This window comes from Herbaspirillum sp. NPDC101396 (genome assembly GCF_044767365.1).
In the GTDB taxonomy this organism is placed as follows: domain Bacteria; phylum Pseudomonadota; class Gammaproteobacteria; order Burkholderiales; family Burkholderiaceae_D; genus Herbaspirillum.
Genome location: NZ_JBIWNT010000002.1, coordinates 485,333 through 507,403, shown reverse-complemented (window position 1 = coordinate 507,403; position 22,071 = coordinate 485,333). Strand labels below are relative to the sequence as shown.

Here is a 22,071-nt window from a genome sequence, read left to right as displayed (position 1 = left end):
CGGGTTATTTTTCGAGCAGCACTTTTTCCACCGACCATTTGCCCTGCTCCAGGCGATAGATCGTGTAGGCCGGATTGATCAGCGCGCCGTTCGCATCGAAGGACACGATGCCGGTCAGTCCGGAGTAGCGGATTTCATGCAAGGCGGTAGTGACGGCTTTCGGGTCGAGCGAGCCGGCCTTCTGGATGGCGGCGATGAGGACATTGGCGGCGTCGTAGGCGAACAGGGCGTAGTGCGTGATCTCGCCCTTGAAGTGGGCACGCATCTTGTCGTTGAACTCGCGCCAGCCAGGCAGGCGATCGCGCGGCACGCCGGTTTCCAGCGCCCACACATTATCCTGCACACCCTCCGCCAGTTGCACGAACAAACCCGTCGCAGTGCCGCCGGTGGCCACCAGCCGGGTGTTCATGTTCCGGCGCAGCATGCCGCGCGCCAGCAAGGCGCTTTGCGTCACGACGCCGCCAAACACGATCACGTCGGCGTTGATCTTCTGCACATTGTTCAACACCGGATTGAAATCGGAAGTCTTGCTGCTGATGGCCTCGCGACTGACGACGACGCCGCCGGCGCGGCGCACGCCGGAGATGAAGGAATCGGCGAAATCCGTGCCGTACACCGTCCCATCCTCGATCACGGCGATCCGCACAGCCTGCAACTGACGAACGATGAATTCCGCCAGGCGCACGGCGCCGACGCCATCGTGTCCCTGGACCTGGAAGATGGTGCGCAAGCCTTCCCGCGTGAAGCGGCTGCTGGTGGTCGCCATAGGAATCTGCGGAATGCCGGCGGCGCTGTAGAGCTCCGCCATGGCGATGCTGGGGCCGCTGTTCCAATGGCCGATCACGCCCACCACTTTGGAACGGATGAAGTATTGCGCAATGGGCGCGGCGAACAGGGCGTCACCCTTGTCGTCTTCCACCAGCAAACGGAACACCAGCTGCTTGCCGCCAATGCGGATGGCGCGGCGGTTGGCGTCGTCGAAAGCCAGACGCACGGCCGCGATGCCGCTCTCCGTGCGCGGCGATGTCAGCGGCGCGGCCACACCCACCAGCACCACCTGTTCGTTCGCGCCGGTGGATTGAGCGTGCGCCGCGACGGCCAGGCAGAGCGCCGGCAACAAGATGGTCAGTTTCATCGGATCCCCCCTCCCGCTTCCGCTTCCGCGCCTCGAAGGCGACGGCGTCATTGATGACCGATTGATTGTGCGCGCGCGCCTCCATTGTCTTTACGACAATGAGCGTGGTATTGCTCCTCCTGTTCTGCCACTACATCGCCGCGCAGCGTGGCGCGGCGGCCACAACTGCGCGGTCGACTCTGCGCCGGTCAGTTCATTTCCAGCAACAACGCGCCCTGCGCCGCACCTGCCTCCAGCAAACGATGCGCCGCGGCAACCTGCGCCAGCGGCAAACGGCCGGCGATGTCGATGATCAATCCTGCCTCCAGGCGCGTCATGGCGGCGGCAGTGGCGAGGCGATATTGAGCGAGATCCTTGATGAAGGACAGGATGCTGGGACGCTCCATCAACACGCCTCGCAATTGCGCCGCCACCAATGCCTCGGCCGGTGCGCCCTCGCCCGAAATCGAGCCGATGGTGATGGCCATGCCGCCGCTGCGCGTGGCCTCGATGCTGCGCAGGAAATGCGCGCCGCCGATGCCGTCCACGACGATGTCGGCGCCGCCGCCGCCGGTGTAGTCGCGCACCGCCGCGACGAAATCCTGCTCGCGATAATTGATTGCATGATCGAGTCCGCGCGAGCGCGCCAATGCCGCCTTCTCGTCACTGCTGACGGTGCCGATCACGCGTGCGCCCATCGCCTTGGCCCATTGCGTGAGCACCAGCCCGAGTCCGCCGGCGGCGGCATGCACCAGCACCGTCTGGCCGGGCTGCAGGCGGCCGTAGTGGTTCAGCAGCAGGTAGCCGGTCATGCTGCGCAACAGGCCGGCGCCGCCCTGCTCGAACGAGACCTTGTCCGGCAACGCGATGGCGCGCTCGGCGGCGACGTCGACCACCTCCGCATAGCTGCCATTGGTCGCCGACCACGCCACGCGCTGGCCGACGCGCGACGCGTCCACTCCCGCACCGACCGCCGTGATCACGCCGCTGCCTTCGACACCGAGCACCGCAGGCAAAGGCAAGGGATAACGGCCAACGCGCTGATAGACGTCGACGTAGTTGACGCCGGCGACATGCTGGCGCACGCGCACCGCCCCCGCAGCCAACGGCGGCAAGGTGCGCGTGACGAGTTCGAAGTTGGCGGCATCGCCATAGGCGGTCAGTTCGATAAGCTGGGTGGTGACGGTGGAGATTGCGGTCATATCTGTGCTCCTGTAATGAATGAGGAAGGTGGACGCTCAGAATAACTTCGTGCAAAATCGAACGGAATTCCCTATTTAGGCGCAAGTACTGTGCAAAAATCATCGAAACCGACCATATCGCCCGAGCAGCTGTCGTGGGATGACGTGCGCTACTTCCTCAGCCTGGCGCGCGGCGGCAGCCTGTCGGCGGCGGCGCGCGAACTTGCGGTGGAACACTCGACCGTGTCGCGCCGCATTGGCGCGCTGGAAGGCGCGATCCAGCTGCGCCTGTTCGACCGCCTGCCGCGCGGCTGGCAACTGACCGACGAAGGCAAGACCCTGCTCGACGCCGCCGAACGCATCGAGCTCGAAGCACACGCCTTCGGTCGCGCGGTACAAGGGATGACGGCGATGCAAGGCACGGTGCGGCTGTCGGCGCCACCGGCCCTGACCAGCCACTTCCTGATGCCATTGATGGCGCAGCAACACAAACGCTGGGAAGGAATCCAGCTGGACATGGTCGGCGAAATCCGCGCCGCCAACCTGCACCGTCGCGACGCCGACCTGGCGTTGCGGCTGTCGCGCCCGGACGATCCCGGCCTGATGGCGCGCCGCCTCGGCAACGCCGGTTACGGCCTGTACGGCCATGCGCGCTGGAAGCGCACCGCGCGCAGCAAACGTGAGTTCATCGGCTACGGCGAAGCGCTGCAAGGCGGTCCTCACCAAGCCTGGCTGGCGCAGTACGCCGACGGTGCGCCGTATGTCATGACGGCCAATGATTTTTCGCTGCTGCATCAGGCCTGCCGTGCCGGCCTCGGCCTGACCATCTTGCCGCACTTCATCGCGCGCGGCGACGCCGAGCTGGTCGAATTTGACAGCGGCCAGCCGGCGTGGCAGCGCGAGTTGTGGCTCACTGTGCATCCCGACCTGCGCCGCTCGCCACGCGTGCAACGCATCGCCGAACTGGTGGCGGAGATTGTGCAGGAGCGGCAGGATTTGCTGGTGTGAATTCGAACTAGAGAGATACAGAATCGGCATCTCCGGTATTCTTTGACAATCACAAATCGAGGCCAACGCTGATGCTGCTGTATATCATCTACCTGATCGCCATTTCCGCCGAAGCCATGTCTGGCGCCATCATGGGCATCCGCCGCGAGATGGACCTGTTCGGCATTTGCCTGATCGGCACCGTCGCCGCGCTTGGCGGCGGCACCGTGCGCGACATCCTGATCGGCCACTATCCGCTGGGCTGGGTCGCGCATCCGGAATACCTCGCTTTCACCATCTGCGCCGCCATCGTCACCGCCGTGGCCGCGCGCAAGATGCATCACTTCAAATCGGCCTTCCTGATCGTCGACGCGCTCGGCCTGGTCGCCTTCACCATCATCGGCTGCGACATCGCACGCGGCTTCGCGCATTTCAATCCGTTTGTGGTGGTGATATTCGGCATGATCACCGGCGTCTTCGGCGGCCTGCTGCGCGACGTGCTGTGTAATGAAATCCCGCTGGTGCTGCAACGCGAAGTGTATGCCAGCGTGTCGCTCGTCACGGGCGGTTTGTACGTCGGCATGCTGTGGCTGAACATCGATGCATCGGTATCGACGCTGACGGCGCTGGGCGTGGGATTCCTGTTCCGGCTGCTGGCGATCCGCTATCACTGGACGCTGCCGAAATTCAACGACAAAGACATTCGCGGTTTCGAATAACACCTCACTCCACAGGAGCGCTTCACCATGCACGTCAGCCAGGAAACACCAGAACAAACCACCGCCCGATTGCGCCAGGTCATGGCGCAAGCCAGGCTGGAAATCTTTGACGGCGCCTACGCGTTTTACGAAACGCCGGTCGCGCAATTCCCATCGCACCGCGTCGCCGATGCACTGGCCTTCGTGCGCGACGAAGAAGTGTGGAGCTTCCTCGCGCCCGCCGATGCGACGGTGGCGGCAGTGGATAAGTTCGTGCTGTTCTCGTTCCACTTCCCGCCCGCGCTCGACAACTCCGGTTTCGTCGGTTGGCTGGCCTCGCATCTCAAGGCCACCATCGGCACCGGCATCCTGGTGGTCTGCGGTCAGAACGCCGGCCAGGGCGGCATCTTCGATTACTGGGGCGCACCGGAAGTGGTGGCGCAAAAAGTGATCGCCGAGGTGCAACGCCTGCGCGGCCCACTGTAGTTTTTTTCATGCAAAGCCGACACGCTGTTCATTTGTTGAAACAAACACGGCGCGTCGCCACCTTCCGCTGAATTTTTCTCTCTTGTTGCCGCCGCACCTGTGCGCGCAGAATGGCCGTTCCAAGCTCGTCCGCCATATAACAACCAAGAGTTCACAATACCGGAGCCGGCCGCATGACAACTGATAACGCCCCCGACAAGCACGCCATCGCCGCGCAACTGCTGCAGGCACAAGACCATGCGCGGCAGATCACGCCCATCACCACGCAGGCGCCCGGCTTCGACGTCGCTGCCGCCTACCAAGTCGCCGACCTGATCCACCAGCAAAGACTGGCGCAAGGCGCGCTCGCCGCCGGCCGCAAGATCGGCTTCACCAACGCCGCGATGTGGGCCAGGTACGGCGTGGAGGCACCGGTATGGGGACACATGTATGACCGCACCATCGTCGACGTCGCCGGGTCGCAAGGGACATGCAGCGTCACGCAGTTAGCCGAGCCGAAGATCGAGCCTGAGATCGCCCTGCACTTTCATCAGGCGCCGCCCGAAGATGCGGACATCGCCGCACTGATCGATTGCATAGACTGGATTGCACCGGCGTTTGAGATCGTGCAGTCGCACTATCCGGGCTGGCAGTTCAAAGCCCCTGACACCATTGCTGACGGTGGATTGCACGGAAGATTGTTTGTGGGAGAACGCACCTCGCTGGCCAGCTTGGGCAGCGATGCGTTGACGCAGCTGGCGTCATGTTCCGTGGATCTGTTCTGCAACGGCGCCCTGCGAGAAACCGGCAAAGGCGCAAACGCCCTCGGCAGCCCGCTCGCCGCGACGGCGCATCTGATCGCCGTGCTGGCGAAACAGCAAATCCGCCGCCCGATCCAGGCCGGCGAAATCATCACGACCGGCACGCTGACTGCGGCGTTTCCGGTCAGCGCCGGAGAAACCTGGAATATGGAATTCGGCGGGATTGCACTGCGGGGAATGACGTTGACGTTCACTGCCTGACATCGAATCAACAGGATAGCCGACAGCAGCAGCAACTACGTCGGACCATCCCTCAACACTTCGCTACTGCGTCTGACTCAGGAATCTTGAGGAACGGCATCGCTGGGCGTCGGCTTTTCCGTCATCGGCCTGTTCAGACAGGAAATCCGATTCTGTCCCTCTGACTTGGCCATCTGCAAGGCGCTGTCGGCACGCTGCAGGAGAGCGTCCATATTCTTGTCGCCATGCTCACTGACGGCGACCCCGACGCAGATGGTGAAGGGCGGCAGATTGTCACTGCGATCGTCGGCAATGCCGCGACGCAGTTTTTCGGCGATGATCATCGCGCCGTGCAGATTCATGACAGGCAGCGCCAAGGCAAATTCTTCGCCGCCGACGCGGCTGATGATGTCGGTGTCGCGCAAGATGCGCGCCGCCAGTTCGCCGAAGCGGCGCAGCACGGCATCGCCGACGGCGCGTCCATGCTTGTCATTGATCTGCTGGAATTGATCGATATCGCAGATCGCCATCGACAAGGGTTTGGCCGTGCGACGCGCCAGCCGGAATTCACGGTTGGCGTATTCGTCGAATTGACGCCGATTGGCCAGCCCGGTGAGCGGGTCGAGGGTAGCCAGCTCGTAGAGGTGCGCATTGTAGAGGCGGATTTTCGTGATCAGGGGACGGAAGATCAGCAGCGCCTCCAGCGCCAGCACAATCAGCAGCAGCGCCAGCAAAACCTGTTGCGCCAGACGTGCCTGTGCAATGCGGGCATCGGCTTGCCCGGCGAACAAGGCAGCCGCACGATCCAGCGCAGGCAACAGCAGATCGCGGGAATGGTGTTGCAGCGCCTTATAGGCCGCGTCGCCGGCGCTCATCGTGGTCGCCGCCATGAAGCGGCGCGTGTCGTCCAGGAAGCTGCGCACCTCGGCATCGAGCGGTGCGTTGCCGCCAAAATACAGTTCATGTTCAGCCGCGGTGAGCTGACGGGCGGCGGGGTCGGCTTTGCCGCTGAGCGTATCTTGCAGGCGCTCCATCTCGCTGACGGCATTTTGCAAGGCCTCGCTGGTGGACGTATCGCCCACATACAGGTCCGTGCTCAGCAGTGCGATGCGTTGCGACAGTGCGCGCTGCTGCTCGACGACATGAACCCGCTGTGCGCTACTGCGTTGTTCGATGATGATGTTGTCGAGAAGAAAGTACGCCGCCAGGAACAACAGCGCCGTCATTGCCACGCCAATGACATAGGCGATGGTCATGCGGGTGGCGCTGATCTTTCTGTCGGGCAAGCTGGTCCATGTTGTTTTGGCTGGCTTGGTTTCTTGGGCCGCACGTGTCATCGTGGTGCTTTCTTTGATTGGAACGCCGCATGCGCGATGCAGGGCTGAGGGTCGGTATTATGACATTAGTGGTGGGTATGAAGATTGCTGCAGAGATGATCAGTCAGATGGGATGCTAGGGTTGGCGGACGACTGCCTGCACCAGCATCTTAGGCTGGCCAACGAAAATAGTCATAGGCCGCTACTGTTTTTTGATTTGACGGAATACCCCGGACTACGTCAAAAGCCATATCGGTTTATCGACGACGGCAGTTTGCTTCAATCACGAATACCCCCCACCGCCAGCTAGCCACTTCTCAAAGAAAATATAAAGACGTACTCAATGGAATGTCTCAGATCGGCTATTCTTACAAGAACAAATGAGCAGCCTGAGTCGAAGAAGAGCAAGCATCGTGCTACGACTTTAGAGCTGTAAAGAAGAAAAAAGGGAAGGGAAAACAGATGCTCTTAAAAACAGCTATAACGCTCGGCATTGCTATTTTTTCTCCATTGGCATTCGCCAGTAATGGAATCGTAACTATCCTGCAGGACGGAACCACGATGACATTTATCGTGATTAATCTTTCACTGACGCTCTATTTCACAGTATTCCGATTTAATCGATTCGCAGTACAACATGGCCCCGAAATACTAACAACCATCGGCATATTTGGATGTTTTTTGGGTATCGCGCTAGCCTTGCTGCACTTCGATTCTGCCAAAGTCTCATCCAGCGTTCCCCATTTGCTAGAAGGCGTCAAAACAGCATTCTGGGCTTCTGTAAGTGGAGTCTTTGGATCATTGTGCATTCGTTTTCGCCACCATCAACAAAAAACCCCAATTCCACAAAGTAGCGGTGCGCCCAAATCAGCCAGTTTAGATGACGTTGTGGCCGCAACCCAAGCTCTGCAAAAAAGCCTATCTGGCAGCGAGGACGGCAGCCTACTCTCTCAGCTAAAGCTCATGCGACAAGAACAAAATGATCAATTAATTGCGCTACGTGGCTCGTTTGACGCATTCGCAAACAAGATGGCAGAAGATGGATCGAAGGCGTTAATTGAGGCGTTAAAAGAAGTGATTAGAGACTTCAACACACAGATCAACGAACAGTTCGGCCAAAATTTTCAGCACCTAAATATGGCTGTTGAAAAACTCGTGATATGGCAAGTTCAATATCGAGAAGAACTAGACAGGCTACAAGTAGTACAACAGTCGTCAGCAACCGATTTACAGAATGCGGCAAACGGAATGTCATTGATGGTAAGCCGCGCAGACGGTTTCACCGAAGCTGCTTCAAGTCTCGAACAATTACTTCGAGGTATAGCTCAGCAATACGTAGCTATCGAGGAGTCTCAACGGTCCCTGTCGACTGTATTGATTGAAATGAAAGATGTAACTCCATTATTCGCGAAAAAATTAGAAGATCTCGCTGATGCAATGAAACTAGGAGTTGCAAGAGTTCAATCAGATGTCAGCGATGTAGTTAGAAATTTCGGAACCCAAATGCAAGGATCTTCGGCAGAAATGAAACAGCTGCTCACCGAAACTATCAAGCTGTCTCAGAAACAAGTGAACGATGAAATGCAGAAGGGACTAGATACCGTCAGACAAAGCGTTGTGTCTTTAGACAAGGGGTTACAAGAAGAACTGACAAAGAGCTTGGAATCACTTGGACGCCAGTTGGCTTCGTTGTCCGAAAAATTCGTAGCAGACTACAGCCCATTAACGGATCGGCTACGCGAAGTCGTTCGGCTCGCTAGTGCCCAGTAATTATGGACATTGAGCAGAGTAATCAGTCGCATTGGATTCCGTTGGCAGATCTAATGACGGGACTAATGATGGTCTTCATGTTGCTAACCGCGGCTTTTATGCTTCGAGTTGAGCAGACGACTACCCTAGTGGTGAATGAATTCGAAGAGACAAAAAATGACATGTTGCAAGCGCTTCAAAAAGAATTCTCTCGAGATTTGAAGCAGTGGAATGCAGAACTACTGGGCGATATGACGATTAGATTTAATGATCCAACTGTGCTGTTCGCCACAGGATCATCTGAACTTAAACCAAAGTTTAAGCAAATGCTGAGGGAATTTTTCCCTCGTTACGTAAAAATGCTCACGTCAGACAAATATCGGGAAGCGATAAAAGAGATAAGAATTGAAGGCCATACTAGCCGCAGTTGGACAAATAGCACTGATACGAAAACCGCATACTTCTTGAATATGGAACTCTCACAGGCTCGCACAAGAAGCGCCCTCGAATTTCTATTAAGGCTTCCCAGTGTAGAACGACAACAGGACTGGCTAGTAAGCCATGTCACAGCCAATGGTTTATCGTCGTCCAGGCCTATCTCACCTAGCGATAATTCTGCTGCTGCCCAGCTAGCCAACCAACGTGTGGAGTTTCGTATTGTCACGAATGCGAGCGACAGATTAGATCAAATTGCTCGCGAGCTTAAGGCAGAACAACCTTGAAGCTTCCAAATTTCCTTCTTGCTTCCGATCTAAATGCATTGCGTCATGAAATGGGAGCTTCATTAGCAGTCAACTTCAAGATCGAAAACATATATAAGCCTATCGATCTTCGTGATCAGCTCAGACAAGACGGTATAGAAGTCAAATTCGACGAAGTGCAGGTTCTACAAGATGGCACGCTTTCCTATAAGGGATATCGTGTCCTTCTATACATACGCGACATATCGAATTATGGACAACGCGAAGAAATGCCAAAATTCCATCTGGCCTTTTGCAACACGCTCGACAAAATGAAGAGAAATAATCGATTTCCGCGCTACGTTGTGGCCAATCGAGACGATGGTATGTTCCAAGTGAATATTATGGAGCAGATTGCAAAACCGAAAATAGTGGAACTAAATGTTTGCCAAATGTGTTTAGCATCTATTTCCTGGAACGGTTTTCAAATGGACCTTACTCGCTCCATCCGTGTTGAACGCGTAAAAAGCTTCTTGCTAAAGGAGTTTTTTACTAAGTACCCTCAAGATCTGATCTTCGAAAAACCAAATCACACCTCAGAAACGGCACCGCTGAATGACTACTCTCTGGATTGGGGAGATATATCTGAGCGAGTCAAACAAACACGAGGATATTGCTGTAGTAAATGCCGCATTTCGCTCGGCATGCGAGATGCGAAATATATGCAAGTCCACCACGTGAATGGTATGAAGAATGATAATTCGGATGAAAATCTTGCTGTGCTATGTATCCGATGCCATGCAGACGAGCCGATGCATGGACACATGAAGGCATTACCAGCCTATTTGGATTTTGTTTCGCGCTATCCCGTTTAAGTTAATATTCACGGCGATATTAGGCGTTGTTAAAGGAATGGGGAGTTGTGGTCACATGGCCAGGTAATTATATTCACATCGCCATTTCGAAAATATGAAAAAAAACATTTGGACTGATCAAGATCTACTAAAACTCGATCAAAAATTCGCCGAAGAAAATATCGCATTTCATGCTCGCCCCATGCGCGCAGCGATAGAGCTGATGGGTGGCCTATTTTCATTGGACTTGCTTGACAATGACGAAGCCGAATTCATTATAGCGGCATATCAACGCCTCATCCCGGAGACGGATACTATTTGGCCTGGCATGGGTATTGGTATCGCCGCGTCAGTCGACCAGGTACGTAAAATAACTGCCGGCGTCGGCTTCGGAAGACCGATATTGTCGCTAGAAACGGTACTAAATTTTGATACTGATGTTCAAGCATTGCAATGGTGCAGACATGACCCTGACATAGCGGCAAAAGGCTTTTTTTCTGGAGCCGATCTCCACGATTTTACATATGGCATAGATGATTTACGTGAATCAAAGTCTATTGCTATTCGCTACTGGCATCTAGCTTTGTCAAATCTGGAGGACGTTGCCAACATTCTCAGCACCGGATATAGCACCGCATCGGTTATTCAACCCATTTGCATGACCGCAGAATTATCAATAAAAGCCGCGTTACTTTATTGCGACGTAGATCCAGATGAAGTTCGAAAATTTAGTCACCAACACAAAGCTATGGCCGCACGCCTGTCAGTTGTTAAGAAGCACAGGGACGATATCATGGTCGAATCTGTCGTGACGAAATTGCCCAGCTATGTAGGTACACGATACGACCTAACCAATTTAACACGACTCGATATTGTCAAACTCGCTCTCGGCGTGCAGTTCGTAGCCGCATCTTCCGTACGACGACTAACAGATAGAGACTTTGCTGCCCAGCTCGAACACGATAGTTGGCCTGGTGTCAGAAAGTCATTTTTTTGATTCTGCAATGAGGAGTGATAGGAGTAGCGCGTGTCTGAAATAATAAATACAAACTCTCGGTTAAATGAAATCCATTCGTCTGCAGGAATGGCTCATTTTAATCGAACTCATTCCCGGAGCTTTTCACTAAACATCTTTAAGCTAAATGCACAGGAATTGATCGCGATTACTCGGCAGGTACGCGATCCTGATGAAGGAATCCGCCTTATGTCTGACGCCAATAAAGAGGCGGGACTTCAGACTCATAGAGAGATAAACCGACTAGTACACAATTTTGTAGCTGCGGCAAAAACGTTAATAGACCATACCCGCCAATTCGTCACTGAAAACTATGCAAACACGCCTATTGCTTCATCCTATTCAGAACGGCTGAATGTGGACTTTGCGGAAGTTCCTGTAGCTAAGTTTGTACAGGATCTCCGAAATTACATGCTGCATAAAGGGCTTCCGCCATCAAGCATGTTTTTAGAAATAGAGCAAGATCCTCATCATGGAGCGACAGTCAATTCTGGTGTTAGGTACGAATCTGATGCACTGCTAGAATGGCCACGCTGGACTGCGCCTGCGAAGGCATACATTGAGTCGGCTGGAAAATATGTTCATGTACACATATTCGTTGAAGAATATCTAGAAAAGGTAGTTCAATTCCATGAATGGCTTACGGCCGAATTGGATCATTTTCATGAAAAAGACATCGCCGAATTGTTATGCCTACAGGCTGAAGAACAGAAAGTAGATAACGCTTCAATTGCTGAGAAGAAGATTTTGGCATCAAGCATACCCCACGAGATAACTCATCCGGACACACCCTCCTTCGAATTCTCGAACGAACTAGCTCGCGATATAAACGAATTAAGCGTCGACCTGCTAAGTAACATATGTGCCATCGAAATGGCACAGTTGCCCGACTCGTTTTCTACTGCCAAACCCGTTGCCACTGTGACCCCAGTCGAAATTCCAACGTTTTGGGGACAAGACTCTGCGGGCAACCAGGCTGTAGTTTTTATACAAGTAGAGGATCAGGTATTTGGTTTGCGTGACGCGGGGATTTCTAAATTTCTCTCTCTGCAGGATAAAATCCTTAAGGAAAACTGGACCCAACGAATGCTCAGTAGAGAATTCATCGAACATGCAATTATCCGTTGGAGCCGCGCGTCGTTTAGGGCTGAGAAACATATAAATTTTTCTGAGATCTTAGTTAACGAGTGTCGAAATGCTGTAAAACTTTTAGAGATCTGGATTCCAGTTGCGCATTTTGAAACAGAGGTACCTTTTAAATTTGGCTCAGCACAAATTGCCCCAATTACAGAAGATACGTTTAATCGACTAGCGGAACCTCACATTGAAAATTCAAAGCATCAAAAAGCTGATGTCGAAAGTATGTTCAAGAATTTGCGCCGAAGAATTCAAGGTTTTGCTGCAGTGGTTTTAAACGTAGAGGCAGAGACGGAAAGGGCTGCCCAATATGGAAAAATCCTCGCTCAGAACGTTGTAGGTCTTTTACGATTCTTTTGCCCTGGTGCCCACTCAGCATCTCGCTTGTGTCCTATTGCATTGATGGGCTCAGAAATCATTCCTCAGTCAAACATAATTGTTTTTAACGAAAGTCAATTTTCATACACTGAACAGATCATCTCCAAATCTTTCGCAGAATGGAGATTGTCAAAAGAAAAATTAGCTGATTTAGAAAAAATGAGTTTTTCCAGAGTAGGTAAATTGGTATGGCCTGATGGACTCAATGATTTTGAGCTTGCACTTCGATCCTGCTTGCTCGTTTATAGCACCGGAACTACTTTCCCGAACCAAATTGATCGTCTCGCACACACATTGTCATCCTTAGAGATTCTCTTACTAAGGCATGATGCAGAAGCAGTCGAGTTCAACATAGGTGAACGCGTAAGTTTACTTCTGGCGGAAACCGAGGCAGAACGAATTGACATAACAAGTAATGTCCGCGAAGCATTTCGTCTAAGGCGACGACAAGCCACGATTGCTCCAACACCTTTTGAACAAAAATCGCTGGAAGTTTTTATATTCCGTGCATATAACGTGCTCCACCGCGCATTGCAGAACATTGATATTTTCGGTAGAAAATCCGACTTTATAGACGCAATTGACCGGATTAATATAGAGAATTGACCTATCGCGTCTAACGTTGTGATCAAAGCAAACTAAATCATCGCAGTGCGATGATGCGTCCTATTTTGTTTGGTACCTTCAAAAAAATGGATGATACGAGGTTACGGATGAACTCCTAAGGAGTCGCTACACATCCGGTTGACCTTAACTCAAGACATCGTGGATGCGGGTAGCTATACAAGTTCAACAAAGACATCCGAAACGAATCTCCACACAAGCGATAACAGCTTGAAGCAATCGGCCACCCCAGAATCCATCACACTGAACAACCCTCGAGTTCACAAAACACCTCAAATCCCGCGTAAAATGCGGGGTTCGCGGGTGTAGCTCAATGGTAGAGCAGAAGCTTCCCAAGCTTACGACGAGGGTTCGATCCCCTTCACCCGCTCCAGGGTGCAAGACGATCACGCGCTTTTCTTCGCTGCTCTATTTGCCTTTTGCCTGCCTTTTGCACGCCGCATAACAATTCCATCCTCCGATCTTTCGCTTCACGAGTCATCCATGTCAGAAAACAAGTCCGGCAAACCGCTTTTTTACGATCCGACCGAACATCGCATCCGCAGCTTCGTCACGCGCGCGGGTCGCTTGTCCGGTGCGCAGGCGCGCGCCATTGAGGAGCTCGGTCCGCAGTTCCTGTTGCCGTATGCGAAGGAGACGCTGGATATCCATGCGGCCTTCGGACGCATGGCGCCGACGGTGTTCGAGATCGGTTTCGGCATGGGCGACACCAGCGCGAAGATTGCGGCGGATATGCCGGAGAAGAATTTCATCGGCGTGGAAGTGCATACGCCGGGAGTGGGTAGCCTGCTGAAACAGATCGGCGAACAGAGTCTGAGCAATATGCGCCTGATCCAGCATGATGCGGTTGAAGTGCTGACCAACATGATTGCGCCGGGCTCGCTGGCGGGCGTGCATGTGTTCTTTCCCGATCCGTGGCACAAGGCGCGCCACAACAAGCGCCGCCTGATCCAGGGGCCGCTGGTGAGTCTGCTGGCGTCGCGTCTGGCGCCGGGCGGTTACCTGCATTGCGCGACCGACTGGGAAGAGTATGCGATCCAGATGCTGGAAGTGCTGGGCGCGGAACCGGCGCTGAAAAACAGCACCGATGCCGCCGAAGGTTATGCGCCGCGTCCCGATTACCGTCCCGTCACCAAGTTTGAAAACCGCGGCCTGCGTTTAGGCCACGGGGTGTGGGATCTGGTGTTTATCAAGCAGGGCTGATCTCTTCTAACCTGTTTGCGATCTGTAGCGAGAGGCCATCAGCCGGTGGCGGACGGAGCGGAGGAACCGGAACGTACTTGAGTACGTGAGGATTCCGAGCACCGCCCGACGCCGGATCATGGCCTCGCAGTAAGATCGCGGACAGGTTAGGCGCGCAGTTTGAATACGCTGACTGTGCGCGCAAGACCTGCCGCCTGATCCTGCAGGCTTTCTGCAGCGGCGGCGGCTTGTTCCACCAGCGCGGCGTTCTGCTGCGTGACCATATCCATTTGCACCACCGCACGATTGACTTCGTCGATGCCGGCGCTTTGCTCGCGGTTGGCGCGCGTGATCTCGTCCATGATGCTGGCCACCTGCGCGACGGCGCCGACGATCTCTTGCATGGTCTGGCCGGCGTTGCCGACCAGGCTGGTGCCGGTGTTGATCTTGGTGACGGAGTCGCCGATGAGCTCCTTGATTTCCTTCGCGGCGGTGGCGCTGCGTTGGGCCAGCGTGCGCACCTCGGATGCGACCACGGCGAAGCCCCTGCCCTGTTCTCCGGCGCGGGCTGCTTCCACTGCGGCGTTGAGCGCGAGGATGTTGGTCTGAAACGCGATGCCGTCGATGACGCCGATGATGTCGACGATCTTGTGCGAGCTTTGCTCGATGGCGCTCATGGTGTCGACCACGGCGGCGACCATCTGGCCGCCCTTGACGGCCACGCCCGAGGCGTCGGCGGCGAGCTTGTTGGCCTGCTGCGTGTTCTCGGCGTTCTTTTGCACGGTGGAGGTGATCTCTTCCATCGAGGCGGCGGTTTCTTCCAGTGAGCCGGCTTGCTGTTCGGTGCGCGAGGACAAGTCCTGGTTGCCGGTGGCGATCTCGGTGGAGGCGGTGGCGATGGTGTCGGTGCCGCTGCGCACTTCGCTGACGATGCGCACCAGGTTGTCGTTCATGTCCTTGAGCGCCTGCAACAGTTGCGCGGTCTCGTCCTTGCCGCTGACGATGACTTCGGAGCGCAGGTCGCCTGCGGCCACGGTCTGCGCGATCAGGACGGCGGTGTTGAGCGGACGCGTGATGCTGGTGACCAGCCAGACTGTGACGATGCTGCCGAGGATCAGCGCCAGCACGATCGACACCACCAGCGTCAGGCGCGCTTCGCGATAATCGGCGGCGGCATCGAGGGCGATCTCTTCCCGGAATTTGTCGGCGGACTTGCGCACCTCGGCGACGATGTCGTCGATCATCTGGGTCGGCAGGCGGTCCGCGCCTTTGACGGCCTCATCGACGCGGGCGACGCTGTCGCGGTCTTCCGGTTTAAATTCATTCTGGAGCGCGGCGAGATAGTGGACGCCGAGATCGGCGTGCGCCTTCTGCGCCTGCTTGAGCTTGTCGGTGCTCATGCCGAGCGCCGGTAGCAAGGTGGTGAGCTTCTCGAGGTTGACCTGGGTGGCTTTGCCTTCGTCGATGAAGGCCTGGCGGTACTTGTTGAAGGTGGCGTCATCCTTGCCGCGCAGCAAGGTGTTCTTCCATTCCTGTACCTGGATCTTGAATTGCACCTGGGCGCTGCGGGCGGAGTCGATGGCTTTTTCGATGGTGCCGGCTTTTTGCATCGCCTGCGTGTTCTGCTCAAAGCTTTCGTTGAGCGTCATCCATCCGCGTACGCCGACGAAAACAGTCGCCAGCAACAATAAGGCCGCCAGCAAACCCAGACGCGTGCCTATCCTGAAATCGGTCAGCTTCATATACCCTCCATGCATGTCAGCGCGGAACTATGGCAGCGAGCGGAACCGACCGGCTGCGCACGGCCGGTCGGTTTCTTATCAGAATAATTACATTAACGGCAGGAGAACCCCGCCGCTGAAGACCTAGCCGGAAATTTCCCGGATCAGGGAAATGATTTCCGCGCCGTAGGTTTCAAGTTTCTTTTCGCCAACACCGGTAACACCGCGCAGGTCGTCAAGGGAAGACGGTTTGGCCTTGGCAATTTCGCGCATGGTGGCGTCGTGGAAGATGACGTAGGCCGGCACGTTGTGTTTGCGCGCGGTCTCGACGCGCCACCAGCGCAGCTTGTCGAAGATGGTCTGTTCTTCGCTGGAAAGGTCGGTCTCGACGTAGTTGGATTTGGAGGAGGACGTGCGCTTGGGCTTGACCGGTTTCTGGTACTGGCGCAGCTGGATCTTTTGTTCGCCGCGCAACACCGGCTTGGCTTCTTCGGTGAGCTTGAGCGAACTGTAGTTTTCATGGTCGACGCTCAGCAAACCCAGCGCGATGACCTGGCGCAGCACGGCGCGCCATTCGGCTTCGCCATATTCGCTGCCGATGCCGAACACCGATAACTGGTCGTGGCGCCATTGCTTCACTCTCTCGCCATCGATGCCGCGCAAGACGTCCAGCACATGGCCGGCGGCAAAACGCTGCTCGACGCGATAGACGGTCGACAAGAGTTTTTGCGCCATCAGGGTGCCGTCGAAGGACACCGGCGGCGTCAGGCAGATGTCGCAGTTGCCGCAGGCTTGCTGGCCGTGCTGGCCGAAATAATCGAGCAGGCGCACGCGGCGGCAATGCAGGGTTTCGCACAGGCCGAGCATGGCGTCGAGCTTGATGCCGAGCACGCGCTTGAAGGTTTCGTCGGCTTCGGATTCGGAGATCATGCGGCGCTGTTGCACCACGTCTTGCAGGCCGTAGGCCATCCAGGCGTTGGCCGGCAAGCCGTCGCGGCCGGCGCGGCCGGTTTCCTGGTAGTAGCCTTCGATGCTCTTGGGCAGGTCCAGATGGGCGACGAAGCGCACGTCGGGCTTGTCGATGCCCATGCCGAAGGCGATGGTGGCGACCATGACGATCTTGTCTTCGCGCAGGAAGCGCGACTGGTTGGCGGTGCGCTTGGCGTAGTCCATGCCGGCATGGTAGGGCAATGCGTTGATGCCGCTCTGCTTGAGGAATTCGGCGGTCTCTTCGACCTTCTTGCGCGACAGGCAGTACACGACGCCGGCGTCTTCGGGGTGCTCGCTCTCGATGAAGTCGAGCAGCTGTTTGCGGCCGTTGGCTTTTTCGACGATCTGGTAGCGGATGTTGGGGCGGTCGAAGGACGACACGAACTGGCGCGCGTCTTCGAGCTGCAGGCGATGGATGATTTCTTCGCGGGTCTGCTGGTCGGCGGTCGCGGTCAGCGCAATGCGCGGGACGTTGGGGAAGCGCTCGTGCAGCACCGACAGCTTGATGTATTCAGGACGGAAATCGTGGCCCCATTGCGACACGCAATGCGCCTCGTCGATGGCGAACAGCGCGATGTGCGCGGCTTCCAGCAACTCGAGGCAGCGCGGCGTCATCAGGCGCTCGGGCGCGACGTAGAGCAGGTCGATATCGCCGCTGCGCACGCGTCGCTCGATCTGCATCGCTTCGTCGAAGGTCTGGGTGGAATTGAGGAAGGCGGCGCGCACGCCGACTTCAGCGAGCGCATCGACCTGGTCCTGCATCAGCGCGATCAGCGGCGACACCACCACGCCCACGCCGTCACGCACCAGCGCCGGCACCTGGTAGCACAGCGACTTGCCGCCGCCGGTCGGCATCAGCACCAGCGCATCGCCGCCTTGCACCACGTGCTGGACGATGTCGGCCTGCTGGCCGCGGAACGACGAGTAGCCGAATACGGTTTCGAGTATGTGCAGCGCTTTGCTCTGCTGCTCCTGAACGAGTTCTGACATGTGATGCGACATCCCTTGCTGACCACAACCAATAAAAACATCAATTACACGAGGCTGGGTCGAATCCTGGCCGGGGCGACACAGTAATGTGCCGCCCTTGATGCAATGAGCTTACTCTACCCAGGCCACCACGCCGGTGTAGGCAGTAACGAGGATCACCAGGCCAAACACGATGCGGTACCACGCGAACGCAGTGAAATCATGCGAGCTGATGTAGCGCAGCAGCCAGCGCACGCACAGGAAGGCCGAGACGAAGGCGGCCACGGTGCCGATCGTGAACAGCGGCACGTCGGCGGCGCTCAGCAGCGCGCGTTCCTTGTACAGCGAATAAATGGTGGCGGCGAACAGCGTCGGAATCGCCAGGAAGAACGAGAACTCGGTCGCGGCCTTGCGCGACAGGCCGAACATCATGCCGCCGATGATGGTGGCGCCGGAACGGCTGGTGCCCGGGATCAGCGCGAAGGCCTGTGCACAGCCGACCTTGAGCGCGTCCAGCGGCGTCATGTCGTCGACCGAATCGATGCGCGAGGAGGAGTAGCCCATGCGGCCCTTGTTGCGACGCTCGACCCACAGGATGATCAGGCCGCCGACGATGAAGGCGATCGCCACCGGCACCGGTGCGAACAGTACGGCCTTGATCCTCTTGCTGAACAACAGACCGAGGATCGCCGCCGGCAGGAAGGCGATGATCAGGTTGATCACCAGGCGCTGTGCCTTGCGATCGGAAAACAGGCCGATCAGCACCGAGGCGATGCGCACGCGGTATTCCCAACACACGGCCAGGATGGCGCCGGCCTGGATGACGATTTCGAAGACGTCGACCTTTTCCTTGGAGAAGCCCGGACCGGCGAAATTGAGCAGACTGCCGGCAAGGATCAGGTGTCCGGTGGAAGAAATCGGCAGAAATTCGGTCAGGCCTTCTACGATGCCCATGATGAGCGCTTTGAGCGCGAGGAGAGTATCCATGCTGAGGGGGAGTAAGGGAAAGTAAGTGGGTGGAAATCGGTGTTTGCCGGCGGCAAGGCCGGGCGAAGTCAGCATTTTACTGGCTTGGCGCGGAAGGTGGGGGTTTTGCGCCAAAGTCCGCGTCCTTGGCGGGATTTTCTCGAACTAAGTCAGACAATAAGTCAGACCGGCGTCAGGCCGACGTCAGCAAAGAAAAACGCCACCTGCGCTCGTGGCGGCAGATGGCGTTCACTTCACTGCTTGGGTAAGCGGCGAATCCGTTTGCAGCTAATCGCTCAGACCGAGGTCGACAAAGGCTTGTCCAGATCGACGCCCAGCTTGACGGCGGCATCCTTGAGCTTGCCTGCATCGGCGCCGAAGACTTCGGTCAGCGCGGTGTAGGCGATCCAGCGAGCATCGACTTCGAAGAAGTCGCGCAGGTTGGCGCGCGTGTCGCTGCGGCCGAAACCGTCGGTGCCCAGCGTGACGTAGCGCGCCGGCACGTAGGCGCGGATGCTTTCGGACAAGGTGCGCACGTAGTCGCTGACGGCGATGACGGGCGCCTTGCCGGATTGCAGCTGCTGCGTGACATACGGAAGCACGCTCTTCACGCCCGGCTGCAGACGCGCCTGGCGTTCGGCGGCGATACCGTCGCGCGCCAGCTCGGTGAAGCTGGTGACGCTCCACACCTCGGCCGTGACGCCGAACTGCTCCTGCAGCGTGCGTGCAGCCGACAGCGCTTCCTTGAGCATCGGTCCGGCGGCCAGCAGGCGCACCTGCGCGTCGGCTTGCGGTGCGAGGCAGTACATGCCGCGCAAGATGCCGTCCTTGACGTCGCGGTCTTGCGGCAAGCTCGGCTGCTCTTGGTTCTCGTTGGTGACGGTGACGTAATAGAACACGTCTTCGTTGCGCTCCAGCATGCGACGCATGCCGTCGTCGACGATCACCGCCATCTCGTAGGCGTAGGCCGGATCGTAGGACACGCAATTCGGAATGCCGGCGGCGGTCACGTGGCTGCTGCCGTCCTGGTGTTGCAGGCCTTCGCCGCCGAGCGTGGTGCGGCCCGAGGTGGCGCCGATCAGGAAGCCGCGCGCACGCTGGTCGGCCGCCGCCCAGATCAGGTCGCCGATGCGCTGGAAGCCGAACATCGAGTAGTAGATGTAGAACGGCAGCATCGGCAGGCCGTGCACCGAATAGCTGGTCGCCGCCGCCGTCCACGACGAAATCGCGCCGGCTTCGGTGATGCCTTCTTCGAGGATCTGGCCATCCTTGGCTTCGCGGTAGGACAGGATGGAGCCGATGTCTTCCGGCTCGTACAACTGGCCTTGCGAAGAATAGATGCCGACCTGGCGGAACAGGTTGGCCATGCCGAAGGTGCGCGCTTCGTCGGCGACGATCGGCACCACATAGCGACCAAGATCGGCGTCCTTGAGCATGCTGCCCAACATGCGCACCAGCGCCATGGTGCTCGACATTTCCTTGCCTTCGGCCTCAAGCGCGAATTTGGCGTGGGTCTCGATGGCCGGCACGCGCAATTGCGCCTTGTCGTCGGCGTTGGCGACGCGGCGCGGCATGCGTCCGCCCAGCGAGGCGCGGCGCGCCAGCAGATGCTTCATCTCGGCGCTGCCGGCGGCCGGTTTGTAGAACGCCAGATTCTTGCATTCCTCATCGCTGATCGGCAGCTTGAAGCGATTGCGGAAGGCGATCAGCACTTCTTCGTCGAGCTTCTTTTGCTGGTGCGTGGTCATCTTGCCCTCGCCTGCCGCACCCATGCCGTAGCCCTTCTTGGTCTGCGCCAGGATCACGGTCGGCTGGCCGCGATGGTTGGCGGCGGCGGCGTAGGCGGCATGGATCTTCTTCATGTCGTGGCCGCCGCGACGCAGGCGATTGATTTCTTCGTCGGTGAGCGTCTCGGCGATGCGGCGCGTGCCGGCGGTCTGGCCGAAGAAGTGCTCGCGATTGAACGCGCCGTCGTTGGCGGCGAAGGTCTGCAACTGGCCGTCGACGGTGCGGTTGAGCGCATCGATCAGTTCTCCGTCCTTGTCGCGTGCGAACAGGCTGTCCCAGTCCGAACCCCACAGCAGCTTGACAACGTTCCAGCCGGCGCCGGCGAAGATGGTCTCCAGCTCGTCGACGATGTGGCCGTTGCCGCGCACCGGACCGTCCAGGCGCTGCAGATTGCAGTTGACCACGAAGATCAGGTTGTCGAGTTTTTCACGCGAGGCAAGACTCAGGGCGGCCAGCGATTCCGGCTCGTCCATTTCGCCGTCGCCGAACACGCCCCACACCTTGCGGCCCTGGTCTTGCAACAGGCCGCGATGTTCGAGGTAGCGCAGGAAACGCGCCTGGTAAATTGCATTGATCGGGCCGATGCCCATCGAGCCGGTCGGAAACTGCCAGAAGTGCGGCATCAGCCACGGATGCGGATACGACGACAGGCCTTGCTTGCCGTGTTTCTTGGCTTCGATCTCGCGGCGATAGAAGCCGAGGTCGTCTTCGGTCAGTGCGCCTTCGAGGAACGCGCGGGCATAAATGCCGGGCGCCGAATGCGGCTGGAAGTAGACCAGATCGCCGGCGAACTGCTCGTCGCGCGCGCGGAAGAAATGGTTGAACCCGACTTCGAACAGGTCGGCGGCGGAGGCGTAGCTGGCAATGTGGCCCCCCAGTTCGCCGTAGGCGCGGTTGGCGCGCACCACCATCGCCAGCGCGTTCCAGCGCATGACCGAGGCCAGGTGTTCTTCAATCGCCTGGGCGTCGGAACCGCCCGGGAAGGGAGGCTCCTGCTCGGGGCGAATGGTGTTGATGTAAGGGGTGTTGCGGGCGTCGCGCCAGTTGATGCCCCATTGCTGGGCGGCGGCCGACATGCGCGACAGCAGAAAGCGCGCGCGGTCGGGTCCGACTTCCTGCAATACGCCTTGCAGCGCCTGCAGCCATTCCTGGGTTTCTTGTGCGTCGATATCGATGTCTTTGGCGATGCCGCTAGCTGATGACAGATCCACTTTCTGGTCTCCTCCTGAGTGAATTGACGACTGTACGCCTGAGCA

General features: G+C 57.3%; 17 protein-coding genes and 1 tRNA gene. 11 read left to right on the top strand and 7 right to left on the bottom strand.

All coding sequences use genetic code 11. The features are described 5' to 3' along the window. Positions 1 to 4: 4 nt before the first annotated feature. Together ACIROY_RS07370 and ACIROY_RS07365 are read right to left on the bottom strand one after the other, a co-directional pair. Positions 5 to 1,135 (bottom strand): branched-chain amino acid ABC transporter substrate-binding protein, encoded by a 1,131-nt coding sequence (locus ACIROY_RS07370; protein ID WP_402273961.1) that lies wholly within the window; start codon positions 1,133 to 1,135, stop codon positions 5 to 7. A 188-nt stretch (positions 1,136 to 1,323) separates the two neighbouring features. Continuing rightward, positions 1,324 to 2,316: a quinone oxidoreductase family protein gene (locus tag ACIROY_RS07365; RefSeq protein ID WP_402340898.1), complete on the bottom strand. Its 993-nt coding sequence runs from the start codon at positions 2,314 to 2,316 to the stop codon at positions 1,324 to 1,326. Positions 2,317 to 2,406: 90 nt separating this feature from the next. Between ACIROY_RS07365 and ACIROY_RS07360 the strand changes: the two genes are divergently transcribed. From ACIROY_RS07360 to ACIROY_RS07345, 4 genes are all read left to right on the top strand, one after another. Further along, positions 2,407 to 3,303, top strand: a complete 897-nt coding sequence (locus ACIROY_RS07360) for a LysR family transcriptional regulator (RefSeq protein ID WP_402340895.1) — start codon at positions 2,407 to 2,409, stop codon at positions 3,301 to 3,303. Positions 3,304 to 3,374: 71 nt separating this feature from the next. Next, the gene (locus ACIROY_RS07355) at positions 3,375 to 4,001 is read left to right on the top strand and encodes a trimeric intracellular cation channel family protein (RefSeq protein ID WP_402340892.1); all 627 of its coding nucleotides are present in this window, start codon (positions 3,375 to 3,377) and stop codon (positions 3,999 to 4,001) included. Between the two features lie 27 nt (positions 4,002 to 4,028). Beyond that, entirely contained in the window at positions 4,029 to 4,466 is a 438-nt protein-coding gene (locus tag ACIROY_RS07350) for a DUF6196 family protein (RefSeq protein WP_402340889.1), read from the top strand. Positions 4,467 to 4,639: 173 nt separating this feature from the next. Then, positions 4,640 to 5,467 carry a 2-keto-4-pentenoate hydratase gene (locus ACIROY_RS07345; protein WP_402340886.1) on the top strand — a complete coding sequence of 276 codons (828 nt, stop codon included), beginning with the start codon at positions 4,640 to 4,642 and terminating at the stop codon, positions 5,465 to 5,467. 77 nt (positions 5,468 to 5,544) lie between these two features. On the opposite strand, the gene ACIROY_RS07340 is transcribed toward ACIROY_RS07345, so the two are convergent. Continuing rightward, positions 5,545 to 6,732 carry a GGDEF domain-containing protein gene (locus ACIROY_RS07340; protein ID WP_402340883.1) on the bottom strand — a complete coding sequence of 396 codons (1,188 nt, stop codon included), beginning with the start codon at positions 6,730 to 6,732 and terminating at the stop codon, positions 5,545 to 5,547. Positions 6,733 to 7,224: 492 nt separating this feature from the next. Here ACIROY_RS07340 and ACIROY_RS07335 point away from each other — a divergent pair, with 492 nt between their 5' ends. The 7 genes from ACIROY_RS07335 (at position 7,225) to trmB (ending at position 14,402) form a co-directional block, all read left to right on the top strand. Then, complete coding sequence (locus ACIROY_RS07335) at positions 7,225 to 8,532, top strand: hypothetical protein (protein ID WP_402340880.1); 1,308 nt, start codon at positions 7,225 to 7,227, stop codon at positions 8,530 to 8,532. A 77-nt stretch (positions 8,533 to 8,609) separates the two neighbouring features. Beyond that, positions 8,610 to 9,233 (top strand): flagellar motor protein MotB, encoded by a 624-nt coding sequence (locus ACIROY_RS07330; RefSeq protein ID WP_402340877.1) that lies wholly within the window; start codon positions 8,610 to 8,612, stop codon positions 9,231 to 9,233. Continuing rightward, on the top strand, positions 9,230 to 10,066 hold the full coding sequence (locus ACIROY_RS07325) for an HNH endonuclease (protein ID WP_402340874.1): 837 nt from the start codon (positions 9,230 to 9,232) through the stop codon (positions 10,064 to 10,066). Before ACIROY_RS07330 ends, ACIROY_RS07325 begins: the two co-directional genes overlap by 4 nt. A gap of 94 nt (positions 10,067 to 10,160) precedes the next feature. Then, positions 10,161 to 11,042 (top strand): hypothetical protein, encoded by an 882-nt coding sequence (locus tag ACIROY_RS07320; RefSeq protein ID WP_402340872.1) that lies wholly within the window; start codon positions 10,161 to 10,163, stop codon positions 11,040 to 11,042. Between the two features lie 207 nt (positions 11,043 to 11,249). After that, a complete protein-coding gene (locus ACIROY_RS07315; protein ID WP_402340870.1) occupies positions 11,250 to 13,181 on the top strand; it encodes a hypothetical protein in 1,932 nt (643 codons plus the stop codon). 317 nt (positions 13,182 to 13,498) lie between these two features. Next, positions 13,499 to 13,572 (top strand) — tRNA-Gly (locus tag ACIROY_RS07310). A 110-nt stretch (positions 13,573 to 13,682) separates the two neighbouring features. Further along, a complete protein-coding gene (gene trmB, locus ACIROY_RS07305) occupies positions 13,683 to 14,402 on the top strand; it encodes a tRNA (guanosine(46)-N7)-methyltransferase TrmB (protein ID WP_402340867.1) in 720 nt (239 codons plus the stop codon). A 146-nt stretch (positions 14,403 to 14,548) separates the two neighbouring features. On the opposite strand, the gene ACIROY_RS07300 is transcribed toward trmB, so the two are convergent. The 4 genes from ACIROY_RS07300 to mdeB all read right to left on the bottom strand — a co-directional run bounded on the left by ACIROY_RS07300 (position 14,549) and on the right by mdeB (position 22,026). Continuing rightward, positions 14,549 to 16,123, bottom strand: coding sequence for a methyl-accepting chemotaxis protein (locus ACIROY_RS07300; protein ID WP_402340864.1), 1,575 nt, complete (start codon positions 16,121 to 16,123; stop codon positions 14,549 to 14,551). Positions 16,124 to 16,246: 123 nt separating this feature from the next. Continuing rightward, positions 16,247 to 18,082, bottom strand: coding sequence for a DNA helicase RecQ (gene recQ, locus ACIROY_RS07295; RefSeq protein WP_402273906.1), 1,836 nt, complete (start codon positions 18,080 to 18,082; stop codon positions 16,247 to 16,249). Between the two features lie 111 nt (positions 18,083 to 18,193). After that, positions 18,194 to 19,048: an undecaprenyl-diphosphate phosphatase gene (locus ACIROY_RS07290; RefSeq protein WP_402340862.1), complete on the bottom strand. Its 855-nt coding sequence runs from the start codon at positions 19,046 to 19,048 to the stop codon at positions 18,194 to 18,196. Between the two features lie 275 nt (positions 19,049 to 19,323). Further along, positions 19,324 to 22,026: an alpha-ketoglutarate dehydrogenase gene (gene mdeB, locus ACIROY_RS07285; RefSeq protein WP_402340859.1), complete on the bottom strand. Its 2,703-nt coding sequence runs from the start codon at positions 22,024 to 22,026 to the stop codon at positions 19,324 to 19,326. Positions 22,027 to 22,071 lie beyond the last annotated feature (45 nt).